General features: G+C 70.3%; 19 protein-coding genes and 1 pseudogene. 14 read left to right on the top strand and 6 right to left on the bottom strand.

Annotated features, from left to right (window positions below; all coding sequences use genetic code 11):
* The first annotated feature begins 49 nt into the window (after window positions 1–49).
* Together ITJ57_RS12655 and ITJ57_RS12650 are read left to right on the top strand one after the other, a co-directional pair.
* Complete coding sequence (locus tag ITJ57_RS12655; RefSeq protein WP_194670483.1) at window positions 50–481, top strand: pyrimidine dimer DNA glycosylase/endonuclease V; 432 nt, start codon at window positions 50–52, stop codon at window positions 479–481.
* A gap of 86 nt (window positions 482–567) precedes the next feature.
* Window positions 568–846, top strand: a complete 279-nt coding sequence (locus tag ITJ57_RS12650; protein ID WP_194670482.1) for a YdeI/OmpD-associated family protein — start codon at window positions 568–570, stop codon at window positions 844–846.
* A gap of 41 nt (window positions 847–887) precedes the next feature.
* Here ITJ57_RS12650 and ITJ57_RS12645 read toward each other — a convergent pair whose 3' ends face one another.
* A complete protein-coding gene (locus tag ITJ57_RS12645) occupies window positions 888–1,535 on the bottom strand; it encodes a hypothetical protein (protein ID WP_194670481.1) in 648 nt (215 codons plus the stop codon).
* A gap of 167 nt (window positions 1,536–1,702) precedes the next feature.
* Between ITJ57_RS12645 and ITJ57_RS12640 the strand changes: the two genes are divergently transcribed.
* A complete protein-coding gene (locus ITJ57_RS12640; RefSeq protein WP_194670480.1) occupies window positions 1,703–2,743 on the top strand; it encodes an LLM class flavin-dependent oxidoreductase in 1,041 nt (346 codons plus the stop codon).
* Between the two features lie 37 nt (window positions 2,744–2,780).
* Here the strand turns inward: ITJ57_RS12640 and ITJ57_RS12635 are convergent, their stop codons facing one another.
* On the bottom strand, window positions 2,781–3,053 hold the full coding sequence (locus tag ITJ57_RS12635; RefSeq protein WP_194670479.1) for a protealysin inhibitor emfourin: 273 nt from the start codon (window positions 3,051–3,053) through the stop codon (window positions 2,781–2,783).
* Between the two features lie 41 nt (window positions 3,054–3,094).
* Window positions 3,095–4,210, bottom strand: coding sequence for a M4 family metallopeptidase (locus tag ITJ57_RS12630; RefSeq protein ID WP_194670478.1), 1,116 nt, complete (start codon window positions 4,208–4,210; stop codon window positions 3,095–3,097).
* Window positions 4,211–4,361: 151 nt separating this feature from the next.
* Between ITJ57_RS12630 and ITJ57_RS12625 the strand changes: the two genes are divergently transcribed.
* The 5 genes from ITJ57_RS12625 (at window position 4,362) to ITJ57_RS12605 (ending at window position 9,201) form a co-directional block, all read left to right on the top strand.
* Window positions 4,362–5,525 (top strand): LLM class flavin-dependent oxidoreductase, encoded by a 1,164-nt coding sequence (locus ITJ57_RS12625; protein WP_056012214.1) that lies wholly within the window; start codon window positions 4,362–4,364, stop codon window positions 5,523–5,525.
* Entirely contained in the window at window positions 5,522–6,151 is a 630-nt protein-coding gene (locus tag ITJ57_RS12620; protein ID WP_194670477.1) for an FMN reductase, read from the top strand. Before ITJ57_RS12625 ends, ITJ57_RS12620 begins: the two co-directional genes overlap by 4 nt.
* 140 nt (window positions 6,152–6,291) lie before the next feature.
* The gene (locus ITJ57_RS12615; protein ID WP_194670476.1) at window positions 6,292–7,077 is read left to right on the top strand and encodes a hypothetical protein; all 786 of its coding nucleotides are present in this window, start codon (window positions 6,292–6,294) and stop codon (window positions 7,075–7,077) included.
* Window positions 7,078–7,179: 102 nt separating this feature from the next.
* On the top strand, window positions 7,180–7,449 hold the full coding sequence (gene rpsO / locus ITJ57_RS12610; protein WP_056012204.1) for a 30S ribosomal protein S15: 270 nt from the start codon (window positions 7,180–7,182) through the stop codon (window positions 7,447–7,449).
* 264 nt (window positions 7,450–7,713) lie between these two features.
* Window positions 7,714–9,201, top strand: coding sequence for an amino acid permease (locus ITJ57_RS12605; protein WP_194670475.1), 1,488 nt, complete (start codon window positions 7,714–7,716; stop codon window positions 9,199–9,201).
* 144 nt (window positions 9,202–9,345) lie between these two features.
* Here ITJ57_RS12605 and ITJ57_RS12600 read toward each other — a convergent pair.
* Window positions 9,346–9,831, bottom strand: a pseudogene (locus tag ITJ57_RS12600) (DedA family protein); the annotation flags it as partial.
* A gap of 117 nt (window positions 9,832–9,948) precedes the next feature.
* Here ITJ57_RS12600 and ITJ57_RS12595 point away from each other — a divergent pair.
* Complete coding sequence (locus ITJ57_RS12595) at window positions 9,949–10,869, top strand: NADP-dependent oxidoreductase (RefSeq protein ID WP_194670474.1); 921 nt, start codon at window positions 9,949–9,951, stop codon at window positions 10,867–10,869.
* On the opposite strand, the gene ITJ57_RS12590 is transcribed toward ITJ57_RS12595, so the two are convergent.
* Window positions 10,859–11,977 (bottom strand): acyltransferase family protein, encoded by a 1,119-nt coding sequence (locus ITJ57_RS12590; RefSeq protein ID WP_370582380.1) that lies wholly within the window; start codon window positions 11,975–11,977, stop codon window positions 10,859–10,861. The two genes, ITJ57_RS12595 and ITJ57_RS12590, sit on opposite strands and share 11 nt — an antisense overlap.
* Window positions 11,978–12,087: 110 nt before the next feature.
* Between ITJ57_RS12590 and ITJ57_RS12585 the strand changes: the two genes are divergently transcribed.
* The 5 genes from ITJ57_RS12585 (at window position 12,088) to ITJ57_RS12565 (ending at window position 19,550) form a co-directional block, all read left to right on the top strand.
* On the top strand, window positions 12,088–13,170 hold the full coding sequence (locus ITJ57_RS12585; protein WP_194670473.1) for an FUSC family protein: 1,083 nt from the start codon (window positions 12,088–12,090) through the stop codon (window positions 13,168–13,170).
* A gap of 302 nt (window positions 13,171–13,472) precedes the next feature.
* Entirely contained in the window at window positions 13,473–15,764 is a 2,292-nt protein-coding gene (locus tag ITJ57_RS12580) for a polyribonucleotide nucleotidyltransferase (RefSeq protein WP_056012195.1), read from the top strand.
* 194 nt (window positions 15,765–15,958) lie between these two features.
* Window positions 15,959–17,146, top strand: coding sequence for a pyruvate dehydrogenase (acetyl-transferring) E1 component subunit alpha (gene pdhA / locus ITJ57_RS12575; RefSeq protein WP_194670472.1), 1,188 nt, complete (start codon window positions 15,959–15,961; stop codon window positions 17,144–17,146).
* Complete coding sequence (locus ITJ57_RS12570; RefSeq protein WP_194670471.1) at window positions 17,143–18,198, top strand: alpha-ketoacid dehydrogenase subunit beta; 1,056 nt, start codon at window positions 17,143–17,145, stop codon at window positions 18,196–18,198. The genes pdhA and ITJ57_RS12570 overlap by 4 nt, the downstream gene beginning before the upstream one ends.
* A complete protein-coding gene (locus ITJ57_RS12565; RefSeq protein WP_194670470.1) occupies window positions 18,195–19,550 on the top strand; it encodes a dihydrolipoamide acetyltransferase family protein in 1,356 nt (451 codons plus the stop codon). Before ITJ57_RS12570 ends, ITJ57_RS12565 begins: the two co-directional genes overlap by 4 nt.
* A 14-nt stretch (window positions 19,551–19,564) precedes the next feature.
* Here ITJ57_RS12565 and ITJ57_RS12560 read toward each other — a convergent pair whose 3' ends face one another.
* Window positions 19,565–20,200: a TetR/AcrR family transcriptional regulator gene (locus ITJ57_RS12560; protein ID WP_228507236.1), complete on the bottom strand. Its 636-nt coding sequence runs from the start codon at window positions 20,198–20,200 to the stop codon at window positions 19,565–19,567.
* Window positions 20,201–20,269 lie beyond the last annotated feature (69 nt).

Raw genomic sequence — 20,269 nt, 5'->3', positions numbered from 1 at the left:
CAGGGGCTGCCCCGATCATCGTGTCGGCGGTCTCGGGCAGGATGGAGGGATGCGTCTCTGGTCGATCCATCCACGGTACTTCGACGCCCAGGCGGTGACGTCGTCCTGGCGCGAGGGATTGATCGCCCAGCGGGTCCTGGCGGAGCCCGGCTCGAGTCTCCGCTCGCACCCGCAGCTCCAGCGCTTCCTCGAGGCCGAAGAACCGCTCGAGGCCGTCGCCGCCTATCTCGGTGGTGTCGCCGACGAAGCGGGGGAGCGCGGCATGGCCCTCGACCGCTCACGCATCATCGCCGCGGGTTCCCTGCGGGAGCCGCTCGTCGTGACGGACGGCCAGCTCGACTACGAGTGGGGCAACCTGCGCCGCCATCTCCTCGAGCGGAGCCCGGAGGTCGCAGCCCGGTGGGCGAGGGTCTGGCGGCCCCAGCCCCACCCCGTGTTCGTCGTCGTGGGCGGTGGCGTGGCCGCCTGGGAACTCGCCTGAGGCTTCGCCGCTCGGAGACCGGACTCCGGAAGCCGATCGGAGTCCGGTCCCTCGACGGCCGGCACCCGAGCCACTAGCGTGGCCGCATGGGCAGACACGCTGATGTGGGAGACGCGCCGCTCGCGGCGACCGGGACGGTCGTCCGGTTGCGGCCAGACCTCGAGCAGGCGCTCCACGACGCCGGTCGGCTGGCGTTCTTCCGCGGCCTGCCGAACAGTGCGCAGCGGGAACTCGCGCAGTGGGTGGAGCGGGCCACCGACGAGGCGCGGGAGGGGCGGATCGAGGAGGTCATCGAACTGCTCGAACTCCGCGCGGTCGAGTTGCGAGCCGCGCTCCCGCCGGGCACGGTCGGCCGGCGACGCTGATCCGCACCGGGTGATCGGCTCCAGCTGATCAGTGTCGGCGCTCAGAACCCGAAGTCGCCTCCGCCGCCGAAGTCGCCACCACCGAAGTCGCCGCCGCCACCGTCCGAGAACCCGCCGTCACCCCAGCCGCCGGCCGTCGGGTCGGCTCCGGCGTCGACAGCCGCGCCGTCGGACGCTCCCGCCTCGCCTCCGCCCTGATCAGCGCCGGCGGCGTCCGCCCCGGCGTCGGTACCGACGGTGTCGGGGATGAACGCCTGCGCGATGGCCGAACCGACGACGACCCCGGCGATGGTGCCGAGCATCGAGCTGGCGAGCATCCCACCGAAGCCCATGCCACCGCCCTGCGGGCCGAGGTTCCGCTCCAGGGTGCCCGGTTGGCGCATCTCCGCGCGGGTGGCGGAGCGTGCGAGCGCTTTCGGGGAGTCGTTCGTGGGCGCCTCACCGGTGGGAGCGTCCTCGGACAGCTGGCGGAAGAGGATGCCCCGCTGCTCGGGGGTGAGTTTCGTGAACGCCTCCTCGTGGACCTGCTCGATGGTCTCCGGCGGAGCGGTGCGCAGGAGGTAGCGGTAGCGCTCGACGGCGGTCTCGTCCGGCGTCCGGGGCGCTGCGGACGCTGCCCGGCCGTCATCCGTCGCCTTGGCAGGCTCGCCGGACTCAGGGCGTCCGAGCAGTCGATCGAGGAATCCCATGGTGTGCTCCTTCGCAGTGGCGGGCGTCCAGCGTACGCGGCGGATGTCGGTTCCGGCTTGGACCGTGCTGGGAATCCGCCGGAGGCATCCCTCCGGAATATGTCGAGCCCTCCGGACGCTGCACCCTATGCGTCTGTCGCCGTTCGGCAGCGCGACGAAAGGTGAACATGCGACTCTCGATACTGGACCTCATCCCCGTCCGCACCGACCAGGACACCGCGGCGGCACTGGCCGCGACGATCGCCCTGGCGAAGCGCGCAGACGAGCTGGGGTACCACCGGTATTGGGTGGCGGAGCACCACAACATGCCCTCCGTCGCGTCGACCAACCCCGCGGTCGTGATCGGCATCCTCGCCGCCGCGACGAAGCGGATCCGCGTCGGCTCCGGTGGCGTGATGCTCCCGAACCACGCGCCCCTCGTGGTCGCCGAGCAGTTCGCGCTCCTCGAGGCCTCTGCACCCGGCCGCATCGACCTCGGCCTCGGACGTGCTCCGGGCAGTGACCCGGTCATCTCCGCCGTCCTCCGCCAGTCCGGCAACACGAGTGACGTCGACCGTTTCCCGAACAACGTGCAGGACATCGTCGCCCTCCTCGGGGTCGACGGTGCCAATGTCCGCATGACCTCCGGCGAGGAGTACGCCCTCCGCGGCACCCCGAAGGCGGGGAGCGTGCCCGACGTCTGGTTGCTCGGATCCAGCGACTACTCCGCGGCGCTCGCTGCAGCCCTCGGCCTGCCGTACGTCTTCGCGCACCACTTCTCCGGCCAGGGGACGGCTCGCGCCCTCGAACTCTACCGTTCGAGCTTCCAGCCCTCCGCGCTGCTCGACGCCCCGCGCACCTTCCTCACCGCGAACGCCGTCGTGGCCGACACCGCGGAGGAGGCCGAGGCCCTCGCGCTGCCGAACCTCCAGCAGATGGCCCGGCTGCGCTCGGGCAAGCCCCTCGGGCCGATCGCCACCGTGGAGGAGGCTGCGACCGCTGAGCAGAGCGACCTCGAGCTCGGCTTCGTCGAGCAGATGCGCGCCGCCTGGATCATCGGGGACGCCGACCGCGCCGCGACGGAACTGCAGGGACTCGCCGATCGCTTCGGCGTCGACGAGGTCATGGTGTCGCCCGTCGGATCGGCTCGGGAGGGCACTCCCGCAAACTCGGCACCGGCCCGCGAACGGACGATCGAACTGCTCGCGGAGCGGTTCCCGCAGCACTGACGCACACAGCGGTCCGCCCGACGGCGGGCCGCTGCCGTCACTCGCGAGGCGGTTGCGCCGCCCGGACCCGCTCGACGAGCTCCTGCCAGGGGCCGGTGAGTTGCCGTTCCCCGAGCGTCGCCTCCTTGGGCGCGCACCGGATGCGGTAGACGTAGCGGTCGGGCAGCGGTGGTCCCTGCGGGGCGTCGTCCCAGGGCAGGCCCTCGAGCAACACGATCCAGGTGTCGACGTCGGGTTGGTCGTCGACGACGACCTCCCAGCGCCGCGTCAACCCCGCGACGCCGCCGCTCCTCGTCACCGTGACCTTCATGCCGCGATGCTACTCCGCGGGCATGATCCCCACCATCCTGCTCAGCCGGCCGGCACGATCCCGACGCGTGCCCAGGCCGCCTCGAGTTCCGCCCGCTCCTCGGAGTCGGCACCGAAGCGTGAAGTGGCCGCGGTGATCGAGGCTGCCGCGAAGGTGGCGAAGTCCGTGCGTTCGGTGAGACCGCTCGTGAGGGTGTCGTACCAGACGCGTCCCGCGCGGTCCCAGGCGTTGCCGCCGAGGGCGACGGCGTACGTCGCGAACGCGCGGTTCGGGATGCCCGAATTGAGATGCACGCCGCCGTTGTCGTCGGTCGTCTCGATGTAGTCGTCGAGATGGGCCGGCTGCGGGTCCTTCCCGAGGACGTCGTCGTCGTAGGCCGTTCCGGGGGCGAGCATGGAGCGGAGGGCGTTCCCCTCGACCTCGTCGGTGAAGAGTCCTTCGCCGATGAGCCAGGACGCCGCGGCGGCGTCCTGGCCGCGGGCGTGCTGTTCGACGAGGGCGCCGAAGACGTCCGAGACGTGTTCGTTCAGGGCTCCCGACTGTCCCTCGTAGGTGAGGTTCGCCGTGTACTGCGTGACGCCGTGTGCCAGCTCGTGGCCGATGACGCTCAGCGAGCTCGTGAAGCTCCGGAAGACCTCGCCGTCGCCGTCACCGAAGACCATCTGTTCGCCGTTCCAGAACGCGTTGTCGTAGTCGTCGCCGTAGTGCACCGTCGCGAGCAACGGCAACCCGAGGCCGTCGATGGAGTCCCGAGCGAACGCTTCGGCGAAGAGGGCGTGGGTGTCGCCGAGTCCCTCGTAGGCGGCGGTGACCGCGGCGTCCGTCGTAGCCGGCTCGCCCTCTGACCGCACCAGCGTGCCCGGAAGCGTCTCGGCGCGTTCCGCGTCGAAGATGGACCGTTGTGGGGCGGAGACGGTCCGCCGCTCCGCCGTCGCACCGCGCGCGGGCCCCGTCGCCGTCTGCGGCGCAGTGCCTGACTCCGGGAACCGGTACGGCCGCGTGGCCAGGAGCGAATACCGGGCGGCGCTCGCGGCGCGCGCCAGGCGCGGGGTGTCGAGCTCGGCGATCCGCTCGAGCAGCCAGGGTGGGACGATGCCGCAGACGTGCTGCGGACGAGGCGTCGACGGGCCGGAGTCGGAGTGCGGTGAGCCGTTCATGTGGTGATCCTGCCACAGGCCGCCGACACGGGACAGGGCTCTCGCGCGAGGGCTCGGGGATGATCTCCTTGCGCTCGGGAATAGTGGAGTGGTCCGCCTCGTTGTGCTGAATATCCATGCAAACGCATGGAAGAATCTGTGGGAGCGCATCATGCAATTCGGAATCTTCACGGTGGGGGATGTCACCACCGACCCGACCACCGGGGTCACGCCCACCGAGCACGAGCGCATCGAGGCCATGGTCGCGATCGCCCTCAAGGCGGAGGAGGTCGGCCTGGACGTCTTCGCGACCGGCGAGCACCACAACCCGCCCTTCGTCCCGTCGAGCCCGACCACCATGCTCGGCTACATCGCCGCGAAGACCGAGCACCTGATCCTCTCGACGAGCACCACCCTCATCACCACGAACGACCCGGTGAAGATCGCCGAGGACTACGCCATGCTCCAGCACCTCGCCGGCGGACGCGTGGACCTCATCATGGGCCGAGGGAACACCGGTCCGGTCTACCCCTGGTTCGGCAAGGACATCCGCGAGGGCATCAACCTTGCCATCGAGAACTACGCCCTCCTGCACCGGCTGTGGCGTGAGGACTACGTCGACTGGCAGGGACAGTTCCGCACCCCGCTCCAGGGCTTCCAGTCGACGCCGCGTCCGCTCGACGGGGTGCCGCCCTTCGTCTGGCACGGTTCGATCCGCAGCCCCGAGATCGCCGAGCAGGCGGCGTACTACGGCGACGGGTTCTTCGCGAACAACATCTTCTGGCCGAAGGAGCACTACATGCGCCTGATCCAGCTCTACCGTCAGCGCTTCGAGCACTACGGTCACGGCACGGCCGAACAGGCCATCGTCGGACTCGGTGGGCAGGCCTTCATGGCGAAGAACTCGCAGGACGCCGTGGCCCAGTTCCGGCCGTACTTCGACAACGCTCCCGTGTACGGACACGGCCCGACGCTCGAGGACTTCACCGAGCAGACGCCCCTCACCGTGGGAAGCCCGCAGCAGGTCATCGACCGCTACGCCTCGATGCGCGACTCGTTCGGTGACTACCAGCGACAGCTGTTCCTGATGGACCACGCCGGTCTGCCGCTCGGAACGGTGCTGGACCAGCTCGAGATCCTCGGCGGCGAGGTCGTGCCCGTGCTGCGCAAGGAGTTCGCGAAGGACCGTCCGGCGACCGTGCCGGAGGCTCCGACCCACGCATCCATGGTCGCCGCGGCGGACGCCGAGCTCGCCTCGCGCTCCGGTGCCGTCGAGACGAGCCACGCCGACGCCGGCTCGGCCTTCGGTCGCGCAGCGGTCGGGGTCGGACGATGACGGGCGCGCGCACGCTCGCGGTCGTCTCCGCCGGCCTGAGCCAGCCGTCGTCGACCCGACTCCTCGCGGACCGACTCCGCGACGCCACCGTCGCACAGCTCGAGCGCGACGGCCACACGGTCGAGACGACGTCGATCGAGCTGCGCGACCTCGCGCAGGACATCACGAACAACCTCCTGACCGGCTTCCCGAGCCCCAGACTCTCGGCGGCCGTCGAGGCGATGGCCGGCGCGGACGGCGTGATCGCGGTGACGCCGATCTTCTCGTCGAGCTACTCGGGTCTGTTCAAGTCGTTCTTCGACATCGTCGAGCCGACGGCCCTGACCGGGGTGCCCGTCCTCCTCGGGGCGACCGGAGGCTCGGCCAGGCACTCCCTTGCGCTCGAGTACGCGGTCCGGCCGCTGTTCGCCTACCTGCGGGCCGTCACGGTGCCGACGGCCGTCTTCGCGGCGTCCGAGGACTGGGGTTCCGGCGAGGCGCACGTGAGCGCGCTGCCGGAACGGATCGACCGAGCGGCGGGTGAACTGCGTGCCCTCGTCGCGGCGTCGGACCGCTCGGGCGGGCGCGACGACCCGTTCGCCCTCGGTCGCCCGTTCTCGGAGCTGCTCGGCGGCCTCGGCGCCTGAACGCCTCAGCACGGCCTGACGCGGGCGGAGACCGGAGCACCCGGCCTCCGCCCGCGTCGTTCCCAGGTGGTGGACCGACGTCTTTGGGATACTGGTGGGGAGCGTCGCCGTCCGGCGGTGCCGGAGGGGATGGTGGACAGGTGATCTCCGGAGCCCGTCGGATCGGTCGGTCCCTGTGGCGTGCGCCGCGCGCGGTCGGCGTCGCCGTCGCAGCCCTGTTCCTCGGCACGGTCCTCGTCGCGGCTCCACTCGCCGCCGGCACGGCCGTCGCCGCGGTCGCGGGCACCATCGAGAGCCCGGCAGACGGCGACACCGTCTACCGCGTGGACTACACGCTCGAGGGCGATCAGGTGAGCGGCTTCGATGTCACCGGGACCGCTGAACCCGGCGCGGACGTCGTGCTGTCCTACTGGCGCTCCATCGACCTGTACGACGCGGCCAAGCCCTGCTTCAGCGCCTCGACGTCGGACGACGACGCGTGCAAGCTGCAGGCGACCGGCGAGACCGGTGCGACGGAGTTCCGCTTCGACGGGCAACCGATCGAGGTCGGCTCGGACGGCGGCTGGTCCACGAGGATCAACATGACCCAGTGGTTGCGAGGTGCGGATGCGGGGGAGTACGACATCACGCTGGCCCTCGTGTCCACGAACGACGGTGGCGGCGCCACCCTCGGTGATCCGGTCCGCCTGGTCTACGACTCCACCACCACGGCCGAGGCGGCCGCCGCCGCCGGCGAGCCTGCGCCGACCGCCGGAGCCGGTCCGCCGTTGTGGGTCTGGCTGCTCGTCGCCTTCCTCGTCCTCGACCTCATCGCGCTCGCCCTCATCCTCATCCTGCGCCGCCGACGCCGGGCCACCGCGGTCGAAGCGGAGGAACGGCTCAACGCGAAGCGTCGGTCGACCCATCGCGAACCCCCGCCGCTCTGAACCTGCTAGAATCACAAGGTTGCCGTCGAACGGCCGCGGATCAAGAGAGCCCACGCATCAGGCGACGGGCACCGCGCAACGAACAGAGAGGGGATCACCACTATGGCGCTTGAAGGAGACCGTAAGAAGGCGATCATCGAAGAGTACGCAACCCACCCAGGTGACACCGGATCCCCCGAGGTCCAGGTGGCGGTCATGACCCGCCGCATCAAGGACCTCACCGAGCACCTGAAGGAGCACAAGCACGACCACCACTCGCGTCGTGGCCTGCTGCTCCTGGTCGGACAGCGTCGCCGCCTCCTCGGCTACCTCCAGGCCGTCGACATCGAGCGTTACCGCTCGCTGATCGAGCGCCTCGGACTCCGCCGCTAGGCAGCACCTCTACCCCTTCCAGCGCATCGGGACCCCGGTCCCTGAGCCTGTCGAAGGGCGCTGACACCGCGATCTTCTTCGCGACGGGCCGTCATCCATTCGGATGGCGGCCCGTTCGTGTGTCACCGCCCGTTCGTGTCCGCCGGGGAACCGTCACCTGGAGGAAATCCCAGTTCCGACTCGACCCCGGGCCGCTCATCTGGCAAGGTCGAGAGTCGGCTTCGCGCGAGGCCACGGCAGCACCGCACCACGGCAAGGAGCACCATGAGCATCTGGCGGACGAAGAGCATCGAGGACTCCCTCGCGGACTCGGGGATCGAGGGGCGCAGTCTGAAGCGCACGCTCGGCACCTGGGACCTCATGATCATGGGGGTCGCGGTCGCCGTCGGCGCCGGGATCTTCTCCGTCGGGGCCAAGGCCGCCGGCAACTACGCCGGCCCCTCGGTGTCGCTCGCCTTCATCCTCGCGGCCGTCACCTGCGCGCTGGCCATCATGTGTTACGCCGAGTTCGCCTCGACGGTGCCCGTCGCCGGTTCGGCCTACACCTTCACCTACGCCACGCTCGGTGAGCTCCTCGCCTGGATCATCGGCTGGGACCTCATCCTCGAGATGCTCACCGCCGCGGCGGTCATCGCCAAGTACTGGGGCATCTACCTCAGCAACGTCTTCCTGCTCTGGGGCTGGGACGTCCCGAGCGAACTGAACGTCTTCGGGCTCAAGGTGAGTTGGGGCGCGTTCGTCATCGTCGCGATCTTCACCACCCTGCTCGTCCTCGGCACGAAGCTGTCCTCCCGCGTGGCGAGCGTGTTCACGATCATCAAGGTCGCGATCGTCATTTTTGTCATCGTGGTCGGCGCGTTCTACGTGAAGGCGGCGAACTACACGCCGTTCATCCCCGCCGAGGTCCCGACGAAGGGCGGGGCATCCGACACCTGGTCGCAGTCGCTGTTCTCGTTCATGACGGGTGCTGCACCCGCGCAGTACGGGGTCTTCGGCCTCCTCGCCGGAGCGTCGCTCGTGTTCTTCGCCTTCATCGGGTTCGACGTCGTCGCGACGAGCGCGGAAGAGGTCAAGAACCCCCAGCGCAACCTGCCGCGCGGCATCTTCGGCGGCCTCGCGATCGTCACCGTCCTGTACGTCGGCGTCAGCCTCGTCCTCACCGGCATGGTGCCCTATACGACCCTCGCCGAGGCGGAGGACCCCTCGCTCGCGACCGCCTTCATCGCGGTGGGCGCCGACTGGGCCGCGCAGGTCATCTCGATCGGCATCCTCGCCGGCCTCACGACGGTCATCATGGTGCTGCTGCTCGGGCTCGCCCGTGTGGTCTTCGCCATGAGCCGCGACGGCCTGCTGCCCCGATCGCTCAGCGTCACCTCCGAGAAGCGCAAGACGCCCGTGCGGGTACAGCTCATCGTCGGTGCCCTGGTCGCGCTGATCGCCGGGCTCACCGACGTCGGCGTGCTGGAGGAGATGATCAACATCGGAACCCTCTCCGCCTTCGTCCTCGTCAGCATCGCGGTCATCGTGCTTCGGAAGAAGTACCCGAAGCTGCCGCGCGCGTTCCGTGTCCCGTGGTCGCCGTTCCTGCCGATCCTCTCAGCGGTGCTCTGCGTCTGGCTCATGCTCAACCTGACGACCCTCACCTGGGTGCGGTTCCTGGTGTGGCTGGCGCTCGGCTTCATCATCTACTTCGCCTACAGCCGCCGACACTCCATCGTCGGCAAGAAGGCTCGGGGCGAACTCGTCGAGTGAGGCTCGCTTTCGTCGTCGTCGGGCGGCCAGGGCTGCGCTGATCCGATCGACGGTCACGCCGAGGCCGACGGCGACGACGATCGAGACGACGGTCGCCAACACGGGCTGGTCCGGGAGGAGCCGACCGACGACGGCTCCGACACCGACGTTCCACAGCGCCCACGCGAGCCCAGCCACGACGGTGATCGGCAGGTATCGCCGAGGACGGAGGCCGCTCGCCCCCGCGACGAGGTTGACGGCGATGCGCGCGAAGGGGATGTAGCGTGCGGTGAGGATGGCCGCGGCAGCGCGGCGGTCGAGCGCGACACCCGCATGGGCGATGGCGCCGGCGACCCGCGGACGCCGCATCCAGGCGAAGCGCGTGGTCCCGATCCGTCGTCCGAGGAGGTAGCAGGACACGTCGCCGGTCACGGCTCCCGCCCAGGCCACACCGACGAGGAGGGCGAGGTCCGGCGAGCCGCTCGACGCCGAGATCGCGCCGAGTGCGGTGACAGCGGTCTCACTCGGCAGGATGACGAGGAAGGCGTCGGCGACGGTCAGCAGGTACAGCGCCGGGAACACCCAGCCCGACGCGGCGATCTCGAGCAACCACGCCGTGATCGCCGTCTGCACCGCATCGACCCATCCCATGCCCGCGATTCTCGCTCGGCCGGGTGAACGGCGCGTGACGTCGCCAGCAGCCGGGGTGGTCGTCACCCGGGAAGCGTGTGAGCATGGAGGTCGGCGAACGCCGGCGGAGGAGGCATCATGGCGAGGTTCGTGCGGTTCGACCGGTTCGGTGGCCCCGAGGTGTTCCACCTCGTCGAGGGCGACATCCCGGTGCCCGGTCACGACGAGGTCCGCGTCCGCGTCCTCGTCGCAGGCCTCAACCCCGTCGACCACAAGCTCGCGGCGTCACCGGAAGCCCTCGCCTCCTTCGGCCGGGACGTCCCGAGCGGGAACGGCAACGACTTCGCCGGCGTGGTGGACGGCGTGGGGAGCGGCGTCCGCGGGTTCGCGACCGGCGACCACGTGTACGGCGGACACCGGTTCCACGCGCAGGCGGACTTCCTCATCGCGCCGGCCGGCATCCTCCACCACGTGCCGGACGGGCTCACCATCGAGCAGGCCGGCGCGCTCGACATCGCCGGACGGGCGGCGATCGCGTCGGTCGACGCCGTCGGCGTCCAACGATCGGACACCGTGCTCGTGAGCGCTGCGGCCGGCGGGGTCGGCGTGCTCGCGGCGCAGCTCGCCCGCCGGCGCGGTGCGGTCGTGCTCGGCACCGCCGGGGCGGCCAACCAGGAGTTCCTCCGTGGCCTCGGCATCATCCCCGTCCAGTACGGTGACGGTCTCCGCGAGCGCGTCCTCGAGACCGCACCCGGCGGGATCACCGCCGTCATCGACACCCACGGACGGCAGACCCTCGAGCTCGCGCGCGACCTCGGAGTCGCGCCGCAGCGGGTGAACACCATCGCCGACCGTTCCTTCGCCGCCGAACACGGCTTCGGCGGCGTCGGCGGGCAGGCGGCGACGCAGACGCAGCTCGCGCAGCTGGGTCAGTGGATCGCGCAGGGGGAGATCGTGCTCCCGATCGACAGCGTGTGGCCACTCGAACGGGTCGTGGATGCCTACCGCCACCTCATCGACGGTCACGTCCGTGGGAAGGTCGTCCTCGTCACCTCGTGACGTCGCGTCGCGAACCCGTCGGATCGTTGCGCGGGGACTCCGGGTCGAAGGCCCGCTTGCGGCTGAAGATCCAGGCTGCCCGGGGCTCGATGAGGGGGCGGGTGATCCGTCTGACCGGCGCACTGGACAGCACGATCACGATCACGACCGACAGCACCAGGAGGCCGACGAGGACGAGCTCCGGGTTGACGGTGTCCTTGAGGACGCCCGATTCGCGGAGCGGGTAGAGCACGAACGAGTGCAGGAGGTAGACGTACATCGTCGACTGGCCGTATCGGGTGATCCATGCGTGGCGGCGGGGGACGAGCACGAAGAACGCGGCGGTGAGGACCACCGCGAGGAGGATCGCCGCGAGCCGGACCAGGCCGCCGGTGCCGTCCTCGTTCCCGAGAGCGGTGTAGCCCCGGTCGTAGAAGAACCAGTAGCGGAGGTCGATCCGCCGCCACAGGTCGACGCCCACGACGAGGACGACGGCCCAGACGACGAGCACGACGGCGGCGATGATGCGGACCCACCACGTCTTCGTCCGCACCAGGTGCCACCGGTCCACCAGGCGCCACCGGTTGATCTGCCACCCGAGCACGAAGAACGGCAGGATCCCGAGTGCGCGTGAGAGGGAGAACGTGCTGTCGACGTTGTCGAGGTACCCGACGCCGATCGAGATCACGACGCTCCACAGCAGCGGCCACCGGAGGAGCGCCAGGTACGGGAGCACGAGTCGGAAGATGCCGAGCGCGAGGAGGAACCACAGCGTCCACGACGGCTGCGTGGGATTGAACGCGCGCTTGCCCTCGACGAGGAACTGCACGAGCGACCAGACGCCCTCCATGATCAGGTACGGCAGCAGGATGTCCGTGATCACCCGACGCATCTGACGACGCCCGGGAGGCGAGGATTTCGAGAAGTACCCGCTGACGATCGCGAACGCCGGCATGTGGAAGGCGTACAGGAACAAGTAGACGACGAGCGCCGGGTCGGACTCGGAGGTCAGCCGCTGGACCGCGTGGCCCATCACCACGAGCGTGATGCAGGCGAAGCGGGCGTTGTCCCAGAACGGGACGCGCCGCTTCGGGCGAGCGGCTGCCGGCGCGGGATGCGTCAACGTCACCTCCAGGGGTCCGGTCCAGCGTAGCCGGAGGCGGCCGAGGAGCGGCCGGCGGCAGCGTCGAGCGTGGAATGGCGTACCGTTGCAGGGTTGCACGCGGAGGGGAGGACGAGATGGCCGAACGTGGTCTGAAGACCTCCCTCATCTCCTTCGCGCCGTCGCCCAAGCGATGGCCGGCCGCCCTGACGGCCGCGATCGCGATGGCCGTCCCGGTGGCCGTCGCCACGGCCGCCGGCGCGACCTCGCTCGGGCTGCTCGCCGGGCTCGGCGCGTTCACGGCGCTGTACTGCGTCCCGCTCAGCCGACGCGACCGCCTGAGGGTGCTGCCGCTCATCGGCGTCGCGCTCGTCCTCGCCTCGACGCTGGGCGTCTCGCTGTCCGGTTCCCGTCCCCTGACCGCGCTCGGGCTGCTCGTCGTCGGGGCGGCCGCGGTGTGGCTCGTCCAGGGGATCGTGCTCGGCCCGCCGGGGGCGTTGTTCTTCATCCTGGTGTTCGGCATCGCCGGGCATCTGAGCGCACCGACGGCGATCGGTGGTGCGGGGATCGACGGCCGGCTCGTGATCGCCCTCGTAGCCGCCGGATCGCTCTTCGCCATCCTCGTCGTGGTGGTACCGCTCCTCGTGCCGGGCGTCCGCCGGGCCGGCGGCAAGCCCACCCCGATGCGGGTCCTGTTCCCGGAGTACCGCCTCAGTCCGTCGGACCGCAGGGTCGCCGTCCGGCTGACCGTGGCCCTGGCGTGCAGCGCGCTCCTCGGATACCTGCTCGGACTCGGGCACGGGTACTGGATCGCGGGATCCGCCGTCGCCATCCTGAGTGTCGGGCACTCCCGCACCCTGAGTGCGACCCGCGGCGTCCACCGGGTGCTCGGGACCCTCGTCGGCGCCGGGCTCTTCCTGCTCGTCGCCTCACTCGAACCGCACGGCTACGTGCTGGCCCTGGTGTTGGCGGCGCTGCAGTTCACCATCGAGCTGGTGGTGATCCGGCACTACGCCCTGGCGCTCGTGTTCATCACGCCGCTCGTCCTCGTCATCAGCACCTCGTCGTCGCGGTCACCGGTCCTCGAGGTGGTGGGGGAGCGGGTCCTCGACACCCTCATCGGGGCCGCCATCGCCATGGTGCTGCTGGTGGCGTCCTGGGGACTCGACCGGCGGAACCGCCGAGCGGCCGGGCCCGGCGGAACCCCGCCCGTCACCTGAGCATCCGTGTCGTGCCGGGCCTCCAGGACACCCCCTCTGCTAGGCTCGTCCACGGTGGACCGTCACAGGTCCGCCGCGCGCAGAGCCAGCCGACAGGAAGCTGGTCCTCGGTGGTGTATCCCTCGCGATCCGCGGGTGGTGTTCTACTGGTGGCCAGCCAAGTCCCGGAAGACCGGGCGGCTTGAGCAAGTACTGCGGCTGCGTTGCGCGCTGCATCATGCACGACCGCGCTCGACGGCGCGTCCATTCGGGGCGCGCGGCCCGTCACTCGACGGGAGCGCACACGTACGAAGGAGAGACCTGTGGAAGGTCCAGAAATCAAGTTCGCCGAGGCCGTTCTCGACAACGGCAAGTTCGGCAAGCGCACGGTCCGGTTCGAAGCCGGCCGCCTCGCGCAGCAGGCACAGGGCGCGATCGCCGCGTACCTCGACGAGGAGACCATGCTCCTCTCGGCCACCTCGGCCGGAAAGCACCCCAAGGACAACTTCGACTTCTTCCCCCTCACGGTGGACGTCGAGGAGCGCTCCTACGCCGCCGGCAAGATCCCCGGTTCGTTCTTCCGTCGTGAGGGCCGCCCCTCGACCGAGGCGATCCTCGTCTGCCGCCTCATCGACCGGCCGCTGCGCCCGTCGTTCGTCACCGGCCTCCGCAACGAGGTCCAGATCGTCATCACCGTCCTCTCGATCGCTCCGGGTGAGTTCTACGACGCCCTGGCCATCAACGCCGCGTCGATGTCCACCCAGATCTCGGGCCTGCCGTTCTCCGGCCCGATCGGTGCCGTCCGTCTCGCCCTCATCCCCGGCCAGGCCGGCGAGGCAGACCAGTGGGTCGCGTTCCCGAAGGTCGACCAGCTCGAGGAGGCCGTCTTCGACATCATCGTCGCCGGTCGGATCGTGACGGACGCCAACGGCAACGAAGACGTCGCGATCATGATGGTCGAGGCCGAGGCCACCGAGAACAGCTGGAACCTCATCAAGGGCGGCGCCACGAAGCCCGACGAGGCGGTCGTCGCAGCCGGTCTCGAGGCCTCCAAGCCGTTCCTCAAGCAGCTCGTCAAGGCGCAGAGCGAACTCGCCGCCCAGGCGGCCAAGGAGATCGCGGCCTACCCCGTGTTCCTCCCGTACACGCAGGAGAGCTACGACGCCGTCGCCGGTCTCGCTCACGACGAGCTCGTGAACGTCTACCAGATCGCCGACAAGATCGAGCGCCAGAACGCCGACGACGCCCTCAAGGACCGCGTCAAGGCGACCATCGCCGAGCGCGTCGAGGCCGGTTCGCTCGACGCCGAGGTGCTCGCGCAGTTCTCCGCCGCGTACAAGTCCGTCTCGAAGGTCGTCATGCGTGGCCGGGTGCTCCGCGAGGGCATCCGTATCGACGGCCGTGGCCTGACCGACATCCGTCCGCTCGACGCCGAGGTGCAGGTCATCCCGCGCGTCCACGGTTCCGCGATCTTCCAGCGCGGCGAGACCCAGATCCTGGGTGTCACCACGCTGAACATGCTGAAGATGGAGCAGCAGATCGACTCGCTGTCCCCGGTCACGAAGAAGCGCTACCTGCACCACTACAACTTCCCGCCCTACTCGACCGGTGAGACCGGCCGGGTCGGTTCGCCGAAGCGTCGCGAGATCGGGCACGGCTTCCTCGCCGAGCGCGCCCTCGTGCCGGTGCTGCCGAGCCGTGAGGAGTTCCCCTACGCGATCCGTCAGGTGTCCGAGGCCCTCGGGTCCAACGGTTCCACCTCGATGGGTTCCGTCTGCGCCTCGACCCTGTCGCTGCTGAACGCCGGTGTGCCGCTCCGCGCACCCGTCGCCGGTATCGCCATGGGCCTCATCTCCGACGTCGTCGACGGCGAGACCCGCTACGCGGCCCTCACCGACATCCTCGGCGCCGAAGACGCCCTGGGCGACATGGACTTCAAGGTCGCCGGTACCTCCGAGTTCGTCACGGCCATCCAGCTCGACACGAAGCTCGACGGCATCCCGACCTCGGTCCTGACCGGTGCGCTCCAGCAGGCCAAGGACGCCCGCACCACGATCCTCTCCGTGCTGAACGCGGCGATCGACGCTCCCGACGAGATGGCGCCGACCGCGCCTCGCGTCATCAGCGTGCAGATCCCCGTCGACAAGATCGGTGAGCTGATCGGCCCGAAGGGCAAGACGATCAACTCCATCCAGGACGAGACCGGCGCCGACATCTCCATCGAGGAGGACGGCACCGTCTACATCGGTGCTGTCGACGGTCCGTCGGCCGAGGCCGCTCGCGCCCAGGTCAACGCGATCGCCAACCCGACCAACCCGGAGGTCGGCGAACAGTTCCTCGGAACCGTCGTCAAGATCGCCGCGTTCGGCGCGTTCGTCTCCCTGCTTCCGGGCAAGGACGGCCTGCTGCACATCTCCGAGGTCCGCAAGCTCGCCGGTGGCAAGCGTGTGGAGAACGTCGAAGACGTGCTCGGCGTCGGCCAGAAGATCCTCGTGGAGATCACGAAGATCGACGACCGCGGCAAGCTGTCGCTCGCGCCGGTCGTCGCCGACGAGGCCGACACGCACGGCAGCGACGCTGCCAGCGAAGGCCCTGAGGCTCCCGCCGAAGGCTGATCGACCCAGCATCGCCAGAACGCCCGTCCCGCTCCTGCGGGGCGGGCGTTCTGCCGTCGACGGGAGTGTCGACGGTTGAGGGTCGGGACGATCCGGCGTACCCTCGGACCACCTCGCGATGACGCGAGGGCACGGCACCGCTCACGAGGCACCGCCGTGCGGTCACCGAACTCAAGGCGGCGTGCATCGTGTCGATGGAGACTCACACCCAATTCCCGCAGGATCCGGACGGAGCGGGAGGTGATGCACGCGACAGGTCTCCGGAGGATCAGGCGGTCCGCGGCCCAGGCCCGTCGGACCTCGTCCAGCTGATCGACCCCGACGGGCACCGCCGGGAGGACGCGCTCTACGACCTCTTCGTCGCCGACCTCGGGCTGGACGATCTCCTCGGCCTCTACGAGGACATGGTGGTCAGCCGCCGGATCGACACGGAGGCGACCGCGCTGCAGCGACAGGGCGAGATCGGCCTCTGGCCGCCGCTGCTCGGGCAGGAGGCGGCGCAGGTCGGCTCGGCCCGCGTCCTGCGGCGGGACGACTTCGTCTTCACGAGCTATCGCGAACAGGCGGTCGCCTACTGCCGGGGCGTCGAGCTCGACCAATTGATGGCGATGTGGCGAGGGACGGCGCTGTCCGGCTGGGACCCGTTCGCCGTCGGGATGGCGACCCCCGCCGTGATCATCGGCGCGCAGACGCTGCATGCGACGGGCTACGCCATGGGATGCCAGCGGGACAGCTCGGATGCCGTCGCGGTGGCCTACTTCGGTGACGGTGCGACGAGTCAGGGCGACGTCAACGAGGCCCTCGTCCTCGCCGCCAGTTTTCGTGCACCCGTCGTCTTCGTCTGCCAGAACAACCAGTACGCGATCTCCGAGCCGGTGGGGCTGCAGGCGCAGCGCCCCATCGCGGAACGGGCGCCGGGGTTCGGTGTCCCGAGTATGCGCGTCGATGGCAACGACGTGCTCGCCGTCACCGCGGCGATGCGCATCGCGGTCGACCGTGCCCGCTCCGGTGGCGGCCCGACCTTCATCGAGGCCGTGACCTACCGGATGGGTCCACACACCACTTCCGACGACCCCACCCGGTATCGCGACGAGGCCGAGGTGGCCTCGTGGCGCGCGAAGGACCCCATCGTCCGGGTGGAGCGACTGCTCGATGCGGCGGGCGTGCTCGACGAGTCGGCTCGGGCGCGGGTGGCCCGGGTCGCCGACGATGCCGCCGCACGGGTCCGCGCCGGGTGTCTCGCGCTGCAGGCGCCGGACCCGCTCTCCGTGTTCGACGAGGTCTACGCGACGCCGCATCCGGTCCTCGAGCGCCAACGGGACGAGTACCGCTCCTACCTCGAGTCGTTCGACGGCGCCGACGGCATGGGGGGCGTGCGATGACGACGCTGACCCTGAGCAAGGCGATCAACACCGGTCTCCACCATGCCCTCGCCGACGACGACCGCGTCCTCCTCCTCGGCGAGGACATCGGCCGTCTCGGCGGCGTATTCCGGGTCACGGACGGCCTGCAGGCCGAGTTCGGGGCCGACCGCGTGATCGACATGCCGCTCGCGGAGTCGGCGATCATCGGAGCGGCCGTCGGACTCGCCTTCCGCGGCTTCCGACCGGTCTGCGAGATCCAGTTCGACGGATTCATCTACCCGGGCTTCGACCAGATCGTCGCGCAGTTGGCCAAGCTCCACTACCGCACCCGAGGGGCCGTGCGGATGCCCGTCACGATCCGGGTGCCCTACGGTGGGGGTATCGGCGCGGTCGAGCACCACTCCGAGTCGCCCGAGGCGTACTTCGCCCACACGGCCGGCCTCCGGGTGGTCACCTGCTCGGACCCGCAGGACGCGCACACGATGATCCGCCAGGCGATCGCCTGCGATGATCCGGTGCTGTTCTTCGAGCCGAAGCGGCGGTATTGGACGAAAGGGGAGGTGCTCGAGGACCTCCCGACCGATCCGCTGGCCTTCACGCACGCTCGGACCGTCCGCTCGGGCCGTGACGCGACCCTGGTCGCCTACGGACCGCTCGTGCAGACCGCGCTCGACGCCGCGGTGGCCGCCGCGGACGAGGGTGTCGACCTCGAGGTGATCGACCTGCGCTCCCTCGCTCCGATCGACGTCGATGCCGTCGTGGCGTCCGTCGAGAAGACCGGACGGCTCGTCGTCGCTCATGAGGCGCAGCGCTCCGGCGGGATCGGCGCCGAGCTGGCCGCGACGATCACGGAACGCTGCTTCGACGTGCTCGAGGAGGCCCCGGTGCGGGTGACGGGATTCGACACGCCCTACCCGGCGTCGGCCCTCGAGGACCACTTCCTCCCGGACCTCGACCGCATCCTCGACGGCGTGGACCGGGCGATGGGGCGCCGGTCGTCGATGCCGTCGTCCACCGGTCGGGCCGAGGCACGGACCGCTGCGACGACGGGCGAGGAGGGGCGACGATGAAGCGCTTCTCCCTGCCCGACCTCGGCGAAGGACTCACCGAGAGCGAACTCGTCTCCTGGCGGGTCGCCGTCGGCGATCACGTCGAGCTCAACCAGGTGATCGCCGAGGTCGAGACCGCGAAGGCGCTCGTCGAGCTGCCCGCACCGACTGCTGGTGTGGTAACCCGACTCCATGTCGAACCGGGGACGACCGTGCTCGTCGGCGAGGCGCTCGTCGATTTTGCTCCCGACGGTGACGGTTCCGCGCCGGAACCCGAGGCCGGGGGCTCGGAGGGCGACCGACCGACCGGGGCGGGGGAGCGCGAGCCCGTCCTCGTCGGCTACGGCCCGCGGACCTCGAGCGGGGAGCGGCCGCGACGGCGGGCCAGAGCGTCTGCCGACGACCCGGTCGTCGTCTCCGCTGCCCGTCCGGCGACGAGGCCGCCGGTGGAGCCCGGCGCGGACGCAGCCGTCCGCGCCGATGCGCCGCATCCCGCCCGCCCGCGCGCGACACCGCCGGTCCGTCGGCTCGCCCGCGATCTCGGTGTCGACCTCGGCACCCTCGTCGGCACCGGCGTCGGTGGTCGGGTCCTCAGGGAGGAGGTGGAGCTGGCGGCGGGCGGTTCGTCGGGATCGTCCCCGGTCGCTCCGGATCAGGTCACCGCGTCGGACGACGGCTCGGTCCGGCGACCGATCACCGGGGTGCGACGACGGACCGCGGAGGCCATGGTGAGCAGTGCGTTCTCGGCTCCGCACGTGACGGAGTTCTTGACCGTCGACGTGACGCCGACGATGACCCTGCTGGACGCGCTCGCCCACTCGCCCCGCATCGGCGACCACCGGGTCAACATCCTCACGGTCCTCGCCAAGGCGGTGTGCATCGCGGTCAAGCGCACGCCGGCGGTGAACGCCAGCTGGGACGAGGCGGCGGGCGAGATCGTCGAGTACGCGCACGTGGGACTCGGGATCGCCGCGGCCACCCCGAGGGGACTCCTCGTCCCCAACGTCGCGCGCGCGGACGAGCTCAGCCTGTTCGACCTCGCCGACGCCGTGTCGAGCCTCGTCCGGACGGCGCGTGAGGGACGCACCGCACCGGCCGAACTGCGCGGGGGCACGATCACGATCTCCAACGTCGGCGTGTTCGGCGTCGACGCGGGAACACCGATCCTGAACCCGGGGGAGGCGGCGATCATCGCGCTCGGTGCGGTCCGCCGGCTCCCGTGGGAGTTCGAGGGGCAGGTCGCGTTGCGGCAGGTCGTGACGCTGTCGCTGTCGTTCGACCACCGGGTCATCGACGGGGAGCAGGGGTCGCGGTTCCTCGTCGACCTGGGGACGATGCTCGCCGATCCTGCCATGGTGCTGACGATGGTGTGATCGTCGGGCGGTGCTCAGATCCCGCGGTCGACGAGGTCGAGCAGGTGTTCCGTCGCAAATTCGACGGTCGCCTCGTCCAGGCCTCTGAGCGGGCCGTCGATGATGAGCATGCCGAGTCCGTGCACCGACGACCAGGCGAGGAGTTCGGCGCCTGGTCGTCGTGCGGGCGGGAGCACACCCGTCTCGGCGAGCTCGTCGAGCACGCCGGCCAGGGTCTCGAAGGGTGTCCGGCCGGAGGCGCCCCGTTTGCCGACGCTCATCGCCTCGTTCAGGTCGTGCGGCACCGAGAAGGCCGCCCGGAAGAGACCGGGCTCCTCCCGCGCGAACCGCAGGTAGCCGGTGCCGACCGCGCGGAGCCGCAGCCGCGCGTCCGCGGGGGCGGAGCCCGTCGGTTCCACGGCCGCGAGGGCGGTGGCCATGCGGTCGGCGGCGAGTCCCTGCGCGGTGTCGGAGACGGCCTGGACGAGCGCGTCGCGGTCGGCGAAGTGGCGGTAGGCGGCGTTCGGGGAGACGCCGGCGCGTCGAGTCGCCTCCCGCAGCACGACGGCGTCGGGTCCACCCTGCCTGGCCATCTCGACGCCGGCCTCGAGCAGGGCTTGTCGGAGATCGCCGTGCCGGTAGGTGCTTCGTGCCGGTGCGGGAACGCTCATGGGTTCCATTCTGTCGCGATGCTCTGGACGGATCGCGTGCGACGTGGCATTGTGCACAGTGTACACATC

This window comes from Plantibacter sp. VKM Ac-2880, assembly GCF_015351235.1.
GTDB lineage: Bacteria > Actinomycetota > Actinomycetes > Actinomycetales > Microbacteriaceae > Plantibacter.
Note: the sequence above shows the minus strand (reverse complement) of the source record. Positions and strands in the feature narration are given on the sequence as shown.

Bases quoted from the DNA above. Each gene is read 5' to 3' on its own strand.
- ITJ57_RS12655 (WP_194670483.1), top strand. From the start codon at position 50: ATGCGTCTCTGGTCGATCCATCCACGGTACTTCGACGCCCAGGCGGTG.
- ITJ57_RS12650 (WP_194670482.1), top strand. From the start codon at position 568: ATGGGCAGACACGCTGATGTGGGAGACGCGCCGCTCGCGGCGACCGGG.
- ITJ57_RS12645 (WP_194670481.1), bottom strand. From the start codon at position 1,535: ATGGGATTCCTCGATCGACTGCTCGGACGCCCTGAGTCCGGCGAGCCT.
- ITJ57_RS12640 (WP_194670480.1), top strand. From the start codon at position 1,703: ATGCGACTCTCGATACTGGACCTCATCCCCGTCCGCACCGACCAGGAC.
- ITJ57_RS12635 (WP_194670479.1), bottom strand. From the start codon at position 3,053: ATGAAGGTCACGGTGACGAGGAGCGGCGGCGTCGCGGGGTTGACGCGG.
- ITJ57_RS12630 (WP_194670478.1), bottom strand. From the start codon at position 4,210: ATGAACGGCTCACCGCACTCCGACTCCGGCCCGTCGACGCCTCGTCCG.
- ITJ57_RS12625 (WP_056012214.1), top strand. From the start codon at position 4,362: ATGCAATTCGGAATCTTCACGGTGGGGGATGTCACCACCGACCCGACC.
- ITJ57_RS12620 (WP_194670477.1), top strand. From the start codon at position 5,522: ATGACGGGCGCGCGCACGCTCGCGGTCGTCTCCGCCGGCCTGAGCCAG.
- rpsO (WP_056012204.1), top strand. From the start codon at position 7,180: ATGGCGCTTGAAGGAGACCGTAAGAAGGCGATCATCGAAGAGTACGCA.
- ITJ57_RS12605 (WP_194670475.1), top strand. From the start codon at position 7,714: ATGAGCATCTGGCGGACGAAGAGCATCGAGGACTCCCTCGCGGACTCG.
- ITJ57_RS12595 (WP_194670474.1), top strand. From the start codon at position 9,949: ATGGCGAGGTTCGTGCGGTTCGACCGGTTCGGTGGCCCCGAGGTGTTC.
- ITJ57_RS12585 (WP_194670473.1), top strand. From the start codon at position 12,088: ATGGCCGAACGTGGTCTGAAGACCTCCCTCATCTCCTTCGCGCCGTCG.
- pdhA (WP_194670472.1), top strand. From the start codon at position 15,959: ATGGAGACTCACACCCAATTCCCGCAGGATCCGGACGGAGCGGGAGGT.
- ITJ57_RS12570 (WP_194670471.1), top strand. From the start codon at position 17,143: ATGACGACGCTGACCCTGAGCAAGGCGATCAACACCGGTCTCCACCAT.
- ITJ57_RS12565 (WP_194670470.1), top strand. From the start codon at position 18,195: ATGAAGCGCTTCTCCCTGCCCGACCTCGGCGAAGGACTCACCGAGAGC.
- ITJ57_RS12560 (WP_228507236.1), bottom strand. From the start codon at position 20,200: ATGAGCGTTCCCGCACCGGCACGAAGCACCTACCGGCACGGCGATCTC.